Below are 12726 nucleotides of genomic sequence, written 5' to 3'. Positions count from 1 at the left end.
GCGTTGTCAAGGCCACCACCTTCTACGACGATCCCGACGTGTTGGCCAAGGTGTCGCGGGGTCTGGGCGAGGCCATGGTCGGAATCAACGTCGAGGAGATCGCTGCACCGCACCGGCTCGCCGAACGCGGCTGGTGATGAGCCGCTTGCGCGAAGAGCAGAAGTAACTGCATGGCGATTGAAGAGATCCTCGATCTGGAGCAGCTCGAGGTCAACATCTACCGCGGCGGGGTGTTCAGCCCCGAAAGCGGTTTCCTGCAGCGAACTTTCGGCGGCCATGTGGCCGGCCAGTCGCTCGTCTCCGCGGTACGCACGGTCGACCCGGCATTCCAGGTGCACTCGCTGCACGGTTATTTCCTGCGGCCGGGCGACGCCCGTGCGCCGTCGGTCTACACCGTCGAGCGCATCCGCGACGGCGGGTCGTTCTGTACCCGTCGGGTGAGCGCGATCCAGCACGGCGAGACGATCTTCACGATGTCGGCGTCGTTCCAGACCGATCAGACCGGCATCGAACATCAGGACGCCATGCCCGCGGCTCCCGGACCCGACGATCTGCCCGGGTTCCGCTCCGGTGGCGCGTTCGACGACGCCGGCTTTGCCCAGTTCGCCGAATGGGATGTCCGGATCGTGCCACGTGATCGGGTGGCGCGGCTGCCGGGCAAGGCGTCCCAGCAGCAGGTGTGGTTCCGCCATCGGGATCCGCTGCCCGACGACCACGTGCTGCACATCTGTGCGCTGGCCTACATGAGCGATCTGACCCTGCTGGGTTCGGCTCAGGTCAACCACCTCGACGTACGCAAACATCTGAACGTGGCGTCACTCGACCACGCCATGTGGTTCATGCGGCCGTTCCGGGCCGACGAATGGCTGCTCTACGACCAGTCGTCGCCCTCGGCGTGCGGTGGGCGTTCGCTGACGCAGGGCAAGATCTTCAACCGCTACGGCGAGATGGTCGCCGCGGTGATGCAAGAAGGCTTGACTCGCTACCAGCGCAACTTCGCGCCTCGCGAGCACTCGTGAACCCCCGGGTCGGGGTGCTCGCGCTGCAGGGCGATACCCGCGAACACCTGGCTGCTTTGCGCGAGGCAGGCGCCGAAGCGGGCACCGTGCGCCGGATTTCGGAACTCGATGCGGTCGATGCCCTGGTGATCCCCGGTGGGGAATCCACCGCGATGAGCCACCTGCTACGCGAGTTCGACCTGCTCGAACCGCTGCGGGCGCGGATCGCCGAAGGACTGCCCTGTTACGGCTCGTGTGCCGGAATGATCCTGCTGGCCACCGAGATCGCCGATGCCGGCGTCGAGGGCCGCGCCGCGGTGCCGTTGAAAGGCATCGATATGACGGTGCGGCGCAACGCCTTCGGCCGTCAGGTCGATTCTTTCGAGGGGGACATCGACTTCGAGGGCCTCGACACCCCCGTGCACGCGGTCTTCATCCGGGCGCCGTGGGTGGAGCGGGTCGGGCCGGACGTCAAAGTGCTCGCCCGCGCCGCCGACCACATCGTCGCGGTGCGTCAGGGTTCGATGCTGGCCACCTCGTTTCACCCGGAGATGACCGGGGACCGGCGCATCCACAAGCTGTTCGTCGACTCGTTGTAGCGGCAGTAAACCCACGGCGGTCACATAGCTCACTCATAGCCCGCACCGACTTAATGGTCGTGTGATCACCCGTGACCGTCTGGCACTGCCCCTTCTGCTGATCGCCACGGCCGTGGCCTACCTGTGGAACATCACGGTCAACGGCATGGGCAACGACTTCTATGCCGCTGCGGTCCAGGCCGGATCGACCAACTGGGAGGCGTTGCTGTTCGGCTCGCTGGACCCGAACAACTTCATCACGGTGGACAAGCCGCCGGTATCGCAGTGGGTGATGGCCCTGTCCGGCCAGCTGTTCGGGTTCAGCAGCGCCAGCATGCTCATCCCCGAGGCGCTGATGGCTGTCGGCTCGGTTGCGCTGCTCTACGGATCGGTGCGCCGGATCAGTGGTCCCCGTGCCGCGCTGCTGGCGGGTACCGTGCTGGCGCTCCTGCCGGTGACCGCGTTGATGTTCCGGTTCAACAACCCGGACGCGGTGATGGTGCTGTTGATGACGGCTGCCGCCTATTGCGCGGTGTGTGCGCTGGAGAGCCATGGCGCACGCTGGATGGCGCTGGCCGGCGTCGCCCTCGGTTTCTCCTTCCTTGCCAAGATGCTCGAGGGCCTGATGGCCATGCCCGCGATCGGCCTGGTGTACCTGATCGCCGCACCGGTCACGATGCGCCGCCGCATTCAGCATCTGCTGGTGGCGCTGGTCGCGTTCGTGGCGTCGTCAGGTTGGTACGTGCTGCTCACACTGCTCTGGCCGGCGTCGTCGCGGCCGTATCTCGCGGGCTCCACCGACAACAACTTCATGAATCTGGTCTTGGGCTACAACGGGTTTGGACGCGTCCTCGGCCACAACCATTTCGGTGCCGGCCACCCGAGCCCGCACCACGGCGGTCCGTTCGGCAACCAGGCCCAGGGCCTGCCGCGGTTGTTCACCGGTGAATTCGCCTTCGAGATCGGTTGGCTGGTCCCGGCGGCCCTGTTGGCAGTGGTGCTGGTGTTGGCGTCCCGGGGGCGCGCCCCGCGCACCGACATCGTGCGGGCCGGCGCGATCCTGTTCGGCAGCTGGTTGGTGGTCGACGGCTTGGTGCTCAGCTTCATGAAGAGCATGGTCCACCCGTATTACTGCCTCTCCCTGGCCCCCGCGATGGCGGCGATGTTCGCGATCGGCATTCACGAGATGTGGTGCCGCCGCGATGACCGGCTGGGTCAGATCGGTTTGGCCACCATGCTTTTGGGCACCGGGGTGTGGAGCTACTGGATCCTGGCCCGCAACGCGTCGTGGTTGCCGCCGTTACGGTGGACGATCCTGGTGCTGGCCGTGGCGGCCACCACGGTTCTGCTGTGGGCGTTGCGCGGCGGGAACCGCGCCGTCGCGATCGTCGCGCTGACGATGGCGCTGACCGGCGCACTCGCCGGAACAACGGCCTACACCGTGGCCACGCTGGGACAGCCGCACACCGGAGGCGGCCCGAGCGTCGGACCGCCCGACCCCGGCCCCAGCGACGGCCCCAGCCACGGCCAAGGTCAAGGACACGGCTGGCATTCCGACAACCCTGAACTGAACGCGATGCTGCGGGGCACCAACACCCCGTGGTCGGCGGCCATCAACCGATCCGGGGCGGCGTCCGGTCTCGAATTGGCCACGGGCACTGCGGTCATGGCGATCGGCGGCTTCACCGGAACCGATCCGGTCCCGTCGCTGGACCAGTTCCAGCACTACGTCGACGACCGCCAGATCACCTACTACATCCTTCCGGAGCCCAAGGGCGGCTTTTTCGGCAACAGCTCCCACACCGACATCTCCGATTGGGTGAAGGCCAACTTCACCTCATCCAAGATCGGGCCGGACACGGTCTACGACCTCAGGGCTCCGCGGAGGCAATAGCCGCGCCAGTGCCCTCGACGATCACGCCCGCGACCTTCTCCATCGGCTTGATGACCGAGGTGAAGTCGGATTCCGGGCCTTCGTCACGCAATGTCTGCTCCCAGATCCGTTGTACGGCCTCGGCCATCTCGATCGGCAGTCCGAGCGCAGTGGCCTCAGACAGGTAGAGCCGTACATCCTTGGTCATCAACCCGGTGGCGAACCCGTAGTCGAACGTGCGGGGGAGCACCGCACGCGGAAACTTGTCGCGACTGGCATGGGTGCCGCCCGAGCCCGCATTGAGCACATCGATCATCACGTCGGCGTCCAGCCCGGCCTTCACACCCATCACCATCACCTCGGCGGTCGCGGCCAGTGTGGTGGCGGCCATCAGGTTGTTGATCAGCTTCATGGTCTGCGCGGCGCCGGGCTGCTCGGAGACGAAGATCGCCCGGCCGATCACATCGAACACCGGTGCCAGCACGTCGAACTCGGCACGTGGACCGGACACCATGACCGCCAGGGTGCCGGCTTCGGCGCCGTGTACCCCGCCGCTGACCGGGCTGTCCAGCGCCGCGATGTCACGGGTGGCCAGGACGGCGTGATTGCGTTGCGCGGCTTGGCCTCCCACTGTGGAGAGGTCGACGAAGCGCCGGATTCGTGATCCGGCCGCCAGGTCGGCCACCACCGACTCGGATACCCGGGGTGTGGGCAGGCTCGCCAGCACCGTCGGTACCTGATCGGCCACCTCGCGCACCGAATCGGCCGACCGGGCACCCAGTGCGACAGCCTTGGAGACGACGTCCTCACGCACGTCGAAGGCGACCACCGGAAAATCTGCGGCCAACAGCCGAGCCATGATGGGCCAACCCATGTTGCCGAGACCGACGAAGCCGATCTGCGGATTCATGCTTGTTCCGCATCCAGCTCGGCGAACACGGCACGGGCCAGCCGAAAGCTGTCGACTGCGGCCGGGATCCCGGCGTAGATGCCGACCTGCAGGAAGATCTCGCAGATCTCGTCGCGGGTGACGCCGTTGGTGAGCGCGCCCCGGATGTGGGTGCTCAGCTCGTTGGGTCGGTTGAGCACCGCGATCATCGCCAGGTTCAACATGCTGCGGGTCTTCAGCTCCAGGCCGTCGCGTCCCCAGACTGCGCCCCAACAGTATTCGGTGACCAGATCCTGCAGTGGTTTCGAGAATTCGTCGGCATTCCCGGCAGCCTTGCGGACGTAGTCCTCACCCAACACGGCGGTGCGGATCGCCATGCCCTTGTCATACCTGTCCTGATCCATCGTGCCCTTTCGGTTGTTCCTGCCGTCAACGGTCGTCATGGTTTTCGCGGGCGCACCCCGTCGAGGAACAGTCGCACACAGGTCCGCATGCGCTGGTCGAGGACGTCGTGGTCCCACACCACACCCCACAGCGCGCCGGTCGCCGGACCACCCACGGCCATGGACAGGAATGCGCCGCCGAGCACTTCGGGGTCGTCGACCTCGATGGCGCCGGCCGCGGCATGCCGTCGCAGCACGTCGGCGATGAATCGTAGAGCGGGCACTGTGCCCTGGTCGTAGGCCAGGCGGTACAACTTCGGGAACCGGTAGCCCTCCGCGTTGAGTATCCGCTGCAGGGCGACGCCGGCCTCGCTGGTGTAGCTGACGAGCCTGATCCTGGCGATCGCCAACAGAGTTTCCTCCAGGTCGTCGGTCTCTGCCGACTGCAGTGTTTCCACCGGCACCAGCCAGCGGTCCACGGCCCGCTGCACCGCGGCCTCGAACAACGCGGCCTTGTCCGGATAGAGCCCGTAGATGGTGCGCTTCGCCATGCCGGCGGTCGCCGCGATCCCGTCGATCGTCGAGCGCTCAAAACCGTTGGACAAGAACACTTCCAGGGCACAGTCGAGCAGTTCGCGATGTCGCTGCTCGGCCTGTTCTCGGGTCGGTCGGCCGGCGCGGGGTCGCGTGGTGGCGCTTGACGAACGTCGGGGCACGAGAGCATATTATCAGTAATGAAACGCTATAGGTGCTATTAATTCGATTTTCAGGAGCAGCCATGACCGCAGCCGACCAACTCCTCGCACTGCAGTCCGCACCGGACCGCTACGACATCGCCCCCGCCGACGTACAACGGCTGCAGATCGAAGCCGTGAACGAGCGGTTTGCCACCCGGGCCGACCAGATCCCTTTGTTGCGCAACCGCGCCCAGTCCGCAGAGATCACCAAGGTCGCCCAGCGCGAGGACTTGGTTCCGCTGCTGTTCGCCCACGGTGCCTACAAGAGCTACGCACAGAACTGGCTGACGGACGGTCGATGGGACCGCATGGCGAAGTGGGTGGCGACGGTCTCGACGTGCGATCCGGCGGGTGTCGACGTCACCGGTGTGGCCGGACTGGATGACTTTGTCACCCAGATGGAGTCCGCCGGGTGCTATCTGACCTGCTCCAGCGGCACGACCGGAAGGCCGGCCATCATCGCCTGCTCGGAATCCGACCTGGAAGTTGCCTCACGCGCCAACGTCACCGGACTGACCTGGGCCACCGGCATACCGGCTGACGGCAGTCGCAAGCTGTTCGGCCTGAAGCCGCGCACCAACGTCGAACGCAACGAACGGACCCGGATCGCGCTCGTGGAGGCATTCTCCACCGAGGCCGACAGTTACCAGCTGCCCGTCGAGCCCATCTCGGTCGGTTCCATCATGGGCATGATCGACCTGCGTCGGCGCATCGCCGACGGCACGGCCAGCCCATCAGAGATCACCGCGTTCGAGACGACCAGCGCGGGCCGACAGAACGCGATGGACACCGCCACCGCGGAGGCGGTCGACGAGCTGGTCGCCAACCGCGAACGTTCGCTGCTGCTGACCGGTATGTTCGCCTCGCTGTACCAGGTGGCCCAGGGAGTGCGAGCAAAGGGCTTCTCGGGCAAGTACTTCCGCGATGACACGGCGCTACTGGTGGCCGGCGGCCTCAAAGGCGCCGCACTGCCGCCCGACTACCGGGAGTTCATCGTCGACACCTTCAACATCGCCGACGAGCGGGTGTACCACTTCTACACCATGCAGGAACTGAACACTCCCTTCCCGAAGTGCCGGGCCGGGCGGTACCACGTGCCGCCGTGGGTGTTGTTGCTGCCGTTGGACGAACCAGGCGAGAATCTCGTCGACACCTCGGTGGGCCCGGTGCAGGCCCGCGGCGCGTTCTTCGATCTGTCGCTCGACGGCCGCTGGGGTGGCGTCATCTCCGGTGACCGCATCGACGCCGATTTCGGCGCCTGCCGGTGCGGTCACCAGGGCCCGACCATCGGACCGGAAATCACCCGCTACGCCGATCTGGGCGGAGATAAGATCACGTGCTCGGGCACCATCGACGCCTACGTGCGGGGTGAAGCGTGAGTACCCTTCATGCCCCGTTCATGATCCGCGGGACGCTGGTCGACGGGGATGCCGTCACCCACCGCTCCCGTGACCTCGGCATCGACTTCGTCACGCCCGCAATCGATCTCGATGCCCTGATCACGCCCCGAACCCAGTTGCCGCCACTGCTCGATGTGCCGTTGTCCGAGATCATCGACTTCCTCGTCGAGACCGGCGAACGTCTGGCACTGGACAGCAACCCACATCTGCAGCGCTGCCTGAACCTGGTGGCCGAGACCAACCCGCTGCCGCGCCGCGTGGTGGAAAACCTCTACCACAGCGCGCCGGCGCTGTTGAGCAGAGACAGCCTGTGGGCGCAGGTCGAGTCCAACTTCGCCGACCCGGCGGTGCTCGACGGCTGGGTCAGTCGCACCGACCGCGCCGGCAATACCGGTGCCATCCGGGCCTTTCCGCCGCGCATGGTGCACATGCTGGCCGGGAACGCGCCGGCGGGTTGTATCGCCTCGATCGCCCAGGGCGCTCTGGTCAAGGCCGTCAGCCTGTTCAAGATGCCGTCCTCGGACCCCTTCACCACGGTCGCGGTGTTGCGTACCATGGCCGAGATCGATCCGGAACACCCTGTGGTGCAGTCGATGTCCGCGGTGTACTGGGCCGGTGGTGACGAGGCCATCGAGCGCACCGTCTACCGTCCGCAGTACTTCGACAAGATCGTGGCCTGGGGCGGCGGGCCGGCCATCAACAACGTCATCCGATACCTGGGCCCCGGAATTCAGCTGGTGTCCTTCGACCCCAAGAGCTCCGTCTCGATGATCGGGCGGGAGGTCTTCGCCTCCGACGAGGTGCTGGCCGACGTGGCCGAGCGGGTGGCCGCCGACACCTGCGTCTTCAATCAGGAGGCCTGCCTGGCAAGCCGGTTCGTCTTCTTGGAGACCAGCGATCGGGCCGAGGCTCGGCGGTTCTGCGCCGCGCTCCTGCCGCGGCTGGGTGCCGATCGGATGTTCGGGTCGGCGGAGGCGCCGCTACCGCCCGCCGACGTCCGCGACGAGGTTGAGGTGATGGGTGCGATGGGTGACGAACTCGAGGTGTTCGGCCGCTTCGACGGTCGTGGAATGGTGCTGCTGTCCGAGGCGCCGGTGGACTTCCATCCGTCGAACAAGATCTTGAACGTGGTGATGGTGCCCTCGCTTGAGGATGCGGTCCGCTACGTCAACGTCGCGACGCAGACCATCGGCGTCTATCCCTATGAGCGCAAGGTCAAGTTGCGCGACGCGCTGGCCGGTGCGGGCGGACAGCGGGTGTGCCGGGTCGGCACTGCCAACGGTCACGTCGCCGGTGGACCGCACGACGCGATGTACCCGCTGGCCCGCTTCGTGCACTGGATGGGTGACGACGACATTCTGTCCGCTGACGCCAATGCGGCGCTGCCGGTAGGGGCCGGACATCGGTCCACGTAGACTGGAGGGCCGGAGTTTTAACCGGAAAAGGGGCGTACCTGCATGAGCGGCCATTCCAAGTGGGCCACCACCAAGCACAAGAAGGCCGTCATCGACGCCAAGCGCGGCAAGATGTTCGCCAAATTGATCAAAAATATCGAGGTCGCGGCGCGTGTCGGCGGGGGAGACCCGGCCGGTAACCCCACCCTCTACGACGCCATCCAGAAGGCCAAGAAGAGCTCGGTGCCCAACGACAACATCGAGCGTGCCCGTAAGCGCGGCGGTGGGGAAGAGGCCGGCGGCGCCGACTGGCAGAACATCACCTACGAGGGGTACGGCCCCAACGGCGTCGCCGTTCTCATCGAGTGCCTTACCGACAACCGCAACCGCGCCGCGGGCGAGGTGCGGGTCGCGATGACCCGCAACGGTGGCAACATGGCCGACCCGGGTTCGGTGGCCTACCTGTTCTCCCGAAAGGGCATGGTGACGCTGGAGAAGAACGGCCTGACCGAGGACGACGTCCTGCTGGCCGTCCTGGAGGCCGGCGCCGAGGAGGTCAACGACCTGGGCGACTCCTTCGAGATCATCTCCGAGCCCACCGACCTGGTCGCGGTACGCACCGCGCTGCAGGAGGCCGGCATCGACTACGACTCGGCCGAGGCCAGCTTCCAGCCGTCGGTCACGGTGCCCGTGGATCTCGAAGGCGCGCGTAAGGTGCTGAAGCTCGTCGACGCACTGGAGGACAGCGACGACGTGCAAGAGGTCTACACCAACATCGACATCCCCGACGACGTCGCCGCGCAGCTCGACGAGGAGTAGCCACCGGCGGTATTCAGCGCAGCGCCGCCTCGATCGGCGTCTCTCCGGAGATCACCTCAAAAGTCCGACCCACCGTGTCCGGCTCGTGCAGCACGGCGAGCAGTACCGCTGCCACATCCTCGCGGGGAATGCTGCCCCGGCCGGTGGATTCGGCGACGTTGACCTTCCCGGTGCCCGCATCATCGGTGAGCCCGCCGGGCCGCACGATCGTGGTGCGCAAGGCTGAGCGCGCGCGTACGTCGGCGTCGGCCTCGGACTTGGCCTGCATGTAGGCGCGGAACACCTCGTCATAGTTCGCGTCGAGCGAGCGGTCGTCGGCCGACAGCGCCGACACCATCACGTAGCGGCTCACACCCGCCGCCTCGGCGGCGTCGGCGAGCAGGATCGCGGCATCCCGGTCGACGGTTTTTTTGCGCGCCGCCCCACTGCCCGGCCCGGCGCCGGCCGCGAACACGACGGCGTCGGCGCCGCGCACGGCGTCGGCCACCTCGGCGACCGAGGCTTGCTCCAAGTCCAGCACGACGGCTTCCGCTCCGGCCGCCTCCAAGTCGGCCGAGTGGGCCGGGTTGCGGATGAGCCCGACCGACTCGTCGCCTCGCGCCGACAGCAACCGTTCGAGGAGCAGGGCGATCTTCCCGTGTCCGCCCGCAATGACCACACGCATATTTACCTCCCACGGACACGGTATCCCCGGGCGGCTCACTGGGTCAGGAAGCGCCCGATCTCCTCGGCGGTGCGTTCGGGTTGATCGAGCATGATCAGCACTCGGGCGTCGTCGATCTGGCGCAGCTGCCCGCTGGGAAGGAGCTCGGCCAGTCGCCGCCCGTGTGCGGGCGGCATCACGGTGTTGTCGCTCCACAACACCAGCGCCGGGCCGGTGAAATCGGCCAGCGCGTTGGTGGCCCGGATCAACTCATCCTTGTCGAATCGGCTGCGGCAGTAGCTGATCAGGTCGCGGCGGATCCGCCGATCCGCCAGCGCGGCGTCGGTCCAACCCTCGAAAATGTGTTGGGGAATCGGCTTTTTCGACATCTCGCCCCACAACATCGGTTGCCGGCGCAGCCACCCGATCCGCATCTGGCGCAGCGCGAACGAGACGGTGCCGGTGGTGCGGCTGGCGAGCCACAGCACCTTGGCGTAGGGCGCCGGCGGGAAGTTGTCGAACGCCTCCGATGGGCAGATCACCAGCCGCGCAATGCGTTTGTCGCGCCCGGTGTCGGTGAGGAACAGCGGACCGCCCCAGTCGCTGACGATCAGCGTGACGTCGGCCAGCTCCAGGGCGTCGAGGAAATCGGCGACGATGCCCAGCATCCGGTCCATCCTGAGGTCGGTGCCGTCGGGCATGGGGATGCGGTGTCCACCCATGGGGAGCACGGGCAGGAGGTAACGGAATCCGGTGGGCAGCAGCGGCAGCGTCGCACTCCACTGCGTGTCGTTCATCAGCAGCCCGTGTAGTAGCACGACGGGCGGTCCGGTCGGGTCGCCCACTTCGCGATATTCGATGGTTCCGGCGGGTAGCTCCACAGTTTTCACGAGGGCCTCCAAGCATTAGAACGGAGATTCTAGAATTTATGCTCTAGTCTGTCTGCAGGAGGTTCAGATGGCAAGATCCACTCGTGAGACGATCCTGACCGCCACTGCTGAGTTGATGCGGCACAAGGGCTATGCCGCGGTCGGCATGAAGGACATCGTGGCGGCCTCCGGTGCCCCCATCGGATCCCTCTACCACCACTTCCGTGGCGGAAAGCTGGAGATCGCCCGCGAGGCGCTGATCGAAGCGGGGGCTGCCTACGGGCTGCTCATTCCGACCATCGTCGACGAGTACGACGACCTGGGGCAGGCAATCGAGGGTATCTTCAGCCAGGCCGCCGAGGACATGGTGACCAGTGGATTCGCGAACATGTGCCCGGTCGGCACCGTGGCGGCCGAAACCTCCGACACTGTCGAGCAGTTGCGGACGGCCGCGGCCGAAGTGTTCACCGCATGGCTCGACGGCGGCGCTGCCTACTTCGCGCAGCGCGGCGTGGACGCGGCAACCGCGCGCGAGGTGACGGTGGCCGTCGTGGCGGCACTCGAAGGCGCGTTCATCCTGGCGCGCACACTGCGCGACGTCGAACCGGTGCTGGCCGTCGGCCGCGCATTGGCTCCGTCATACCGGGGGACTGCCCTCGGCGCGCGCGTGTTTACTGTTACGGCGAACTGAGTCGAAACGGGGGACCTGGCGGGATGGCGAACGAGGCGGTGACCGACCCACGCGGTGTGCTGTGGAGCGTGCGACGCAAGTGGATGTCCGCGCCAGACACCTGGACGGACTCCGACGGCGTGATCGGTGCGATCTTCAGTATCGCCATGTTGCTGCAGTTGCTGGCCTGGCCGTTCTGGTTCCTGGCGAAATTCCTCGGGGCGCCCTGGACGATCGTCATCGAGCAGGCCGGCCGGGAGGTCGGGACCGAACGCGTCAGTGGATGGCGGGCATCCCGGCGGCGGATGGATGAGATCCGCCGCGATATCGGCACATCGCGCTGATTGGCGTGTCACTGCGACGCCCCGTCGGCGCGGCCCGCTAGGCTATCGAACAGATGTTCTGACGAAGGGGTTCGTGTGCGGGTGATGGGAGTGGATCCCGGGTTGACGCGCTGCGGCCTGTCGGTGGTCGAGAGTGGCCAGGGCCGGAAGGTGACTGCGCTGGATGTGGACGTCGTCCGCACCCCTGCTGACGCACCGCTGCAGAAGCGGCTGCTGGAGATCAGTGATGTGGCCGAATATTGGATGGACACCCATCGGCCCGACGTCATCGCCATCGAGCGTGTGTTCGCCCAACAGAATGTCTCGACTGTGATGGGAACGGCTCAGGCCGGCGGCGTCATCGCGCTGGCCGCCGCCCGACGTGACATCGAGGTGCACTTTCACACTCCCTCGGAGGTCAAGGCCGCGGTCACCGGTAACGGCCGCGCCGACAAGGCTCAGGTCACCGAGATGATCACCAGAATCCTTGCGCTGCAAGCCAAACCGACTCCAGCCGACGCCGCCGACGCCCTGGCTCTTGCCATCTGCCACTGCTGGCGCGCCCCGATGATCGCGCGGATGGCCGCCGCCGAGGCGATGGCCGCCGAGCAACGTCGCAAGTATGCAGCGAAACTCAAGGCGGCCCGGGCATGATCGCCTCGGTGCGCGGTGAGGTCATCGACATCGCTCTCGACCATGCCGTGATCGAAGCTGCAGGGGTTGGCTACAAGGTGATGGCCACGCCCTCGACGCTGGCGAATCTGCGCCGTGGTGCCGAGTCCCGGCTCATCACGGCGATGATCGTGCGTGAGGACTCGATGACGCTCTACGGGTTCGCCGATGGTGAGGCCCGTGACCTGTTCCTCACGCTCCTCGGGGTGTCCGGCGTCGGACCCAAGATCGCCTTGGCGACTCTGGCGGTCTATGACCCACCGGCGTTGCGGCAGGCGCTGGCCGACGGCCGCACCGCCCGAGCTCGGCCCCACCGGGCCGATCTTGTCGCGGAGTTCGAGCACCATGCGCTCGGCACCGCGTTTACCGATGCCCGGAACCCGGGTCAACGCGGTGACATCGCCGTCGGCCAGCGCCTGCCGCAACGCCGGTGGGTCATAGACCGCCAGAGTCGCCAAGGCGATCTTGGGTCCGACGC

At 66.6% G+C, this 12726-nt stretch carries 14 protein-coding genes and 2 pseudogenes; 11 read left to right on the top strand and 5 right to left on the bottom strand.

Annotated elements, in window-relative coordinates; translation table 11 throughout:
* The 4 genes and pseudogenes from A5740_RS28630 to A5740_RS26755 all read left to right on the top strand — a co-directional run.
* A pseudogene (locus tag A5740_RS28630) lies at positions 1-137 on the top strand (pyridoxal 5'-phosphate synthase lyase subunit PdxS); the annotation flags it as partial.
* A gap of 33 nt (positions 138-170) precedes the next feature.
* Positions 171-1019 (top strand): acyl-CoA thioesterase II, encoded by an 849-nt coding sequence (tesB, locus tag A5740_RS26765; RefSeq protein ID WP_076199237.1) that lies wholly within the window; start codon positions 171-173, stop codon positions 1017-1019.
* Entirely contained in the window at positions 1016-1597 is a 582-nt protein-coding gene (gene pdxT, locus A5740_RS26760) for a pyridoxal 5'-phosphate synthase glutaminase subunit PdxT (RefSeq protein WP_076199235.1), read from the top strand. Before tesB ends, pdxT begins: the two co-directional genes overlap by 4 nt.
* Positions 1598-1658: 61 nt before the next feature.
* Positions 1659-3470 carry a glycosyltransferase family 39 protein gene (locus A5740_RS26755; RefSeq protein ID WP_083654456.1) on the top strand — a complete coding sequence of 604 codons (1812 nt, stop codon included), beginning with the start codon at positions 1659-1661 and terminating at the stop codon, positions 3468-3470.
* On the opposite strand, the gene A5740_RS26750 is transcribed toward A5740_RS26755, so the two are convergent.
* From A5740_RS26750 to A5740_RS26740, 3 genes are read right to left on the bottom strand one after another with little or no spacing between them, the layout of a single operon-like run.
* Entirely contained in the window at positions 3448-4359 is a 912-nt protein-coding gene (locus tag A5740_RS26750; protein ID WP_076199233.1) for an NAD(P)-dependent oxidoreductase, read from the bottom strand. The two genes, A5740_RS26755 and A5740_RS26750, sit on opposite strands and share 23 nt — an antisense overlap.
* Complete coding sequence (locus tag A5740_RS26745; RefSeq protein ID WP_076199241.1) at positions 4356-4742, bottom strand: carboxymuconolactone decarboxylase family protein; 387 nt, start codon at positions 4740-4742, stop codon at positions 4356-4358. Before A5740_RS26745 ends, A5740_RS26750 begins: the two co-directional genes overlap by 4 nt.
* 35 nt (positions 4743-4777) lie before the next feature.
* Positions 4778-5437 carry a TetR/AcrR family transcriptional regulator gene (locus A5740_RS26740; protein ID WP_076199232.1) on the bottom strand — a complete coding sequence of 220 codons (660 nt, stop codon included), beginning with the start codon at positions 5435-5437 and terminating at the stop codon, positions 4778-4780.
* Between the two features lie 62 nt (positions 5438-5499).
* Here A5740_RS26740 and A5740_RS26735 point away from each other — a divergent pair, with 62 nt between their 5' ends.
* The 3 genes from A5740_RS26735 to A5740_RS26725 are packed head-to-tail and all read left to right on the top strand — an operon-like array spanning position 5500 to position 9071.
* Positions 5500-6837: a hypothetical protein gene (locus A5740_RS26735; protein ID WP_076199231.1), complete on the top strand. Its 1338-nt coding sequence runs from the start codon at positions 5500-5502 to the stop codon at positions 6835-6837.
* Positions 6838-6857: 20 nt separating this feature from the next.
* On the top strand, positions 6858-8273 hold the full coding sequence (locus A5740_RS26730) for an acyl-CoA reductase (protein WP_076199239.1): 1416 nt from the start codon (positions 6858-6860) through the stop codon (positions 8271-8273).
* A 42-nt stretch (positions 8274-8315) separates the two neighbouring features.
* Complete coding sequence (locus A5740_RS26725) at positions 8316-9071, top strand: YebC/PmpR family DNA-binding transcriptional regulator (protein ID WP_076199230.1); 756 nt, start codon at positions 8316-8318, stop codon at positions 9069-9071.
* 13 nt (positions 9072-9084) lie between these two features.
* Here A5740_RS26725 and A5740_RS26720 read toward each other — a convergent pair whose 3' ends face one another.
* Both A5740_RS26720 and A5740_RS26715 read right to left on the bottom strand, forming a co-directional pair.
* Positions 9085-9735, bottom strand: a complete 651-nt coding sequence (locus tag A5740_RS26720) for an NAD(P)H-binding protein (RefSeq protein ID WP_076199229.1) — start codon at positions 9733-9735, stop codon at positions 9085-9087.
* 35 nt (positions 9736-9770) lie between these two features.
* Positions 9771-10604: an alpha/beta fold hydrolase gene (locus A5740_RS26715; protein WP_076199228.1), complete on the bottom strand. Its 834-nt coding sequence runs from the start codon at positions 10602-10604 to the stop codon at positions 9771-9773.
* A 67-nt stretch (positions 10605-10671) separates the two neighbouring features.
* Here A5740_RS26715 and A5740_RS26710 point away from each other — a divergent pair, with 67 nt between their 5' ends.
* The 4 genes and pseudogenes from A5740_RS26710 to ruvA form a co-directional block, all read left to right on the top strand.
* Entirely contained in the window at positions 10672-11274 is a 603-nt protein-coding gene (locus A5740_RS26710; protein ID WP_076199227.1) for a TetR/AcrR family transcriptional regulator, read from the top strand.
* Positions 11275-11312: 38 nt separating this feature from the next.
* Positions 11313-11597 (top strand): hypothetical protein, encoded by a 285-nt coding sequence (locus tag A5740_RS26705; protein WP_139335368.1) that lies wholly within the window; start codon positions 11313-11315, stop codon positions 11595-11597.
* 75 nt (positions 11598-11672) lie between these two features.
* Positions 11673-12230: a crossover junction endodeoxyribonuclease RuvC gene (gene ruvC, locus A5740_RS26700; protein ID WP_076199225.1), complete on the top strand. Its 558-nt coding sequence runs from the start codon at positions 11673-11675 to the stop codon at positions 12228-12230.
* Positions 12227-12538, top strand: a pseudogene (gene ruvA, locus A5740_RS26695) (Holliday junction branch migration protein RuvA); the annotation flags it as partial. The gene ruvC and the pseudogene ruvA, both read left to right, overlap by 4 nt.
* Between the last annotated feature and the right edge of the window lie 188 nt (positions 12539-12726).

Source organism: Mycobacterium sp. GA-1841, assembly GCF_001954135.1.
GTDB lineage: Bacteria > Actinomycetota > Actinomycetes > Mycobacteriales > Mycobacteriaceae > Mycobacterium.
The sequence above is the reverse complement of the archived record's forward strand: the minus strand, read 5'-3'. Positions and strand labels throughout refer to the sequence as shown.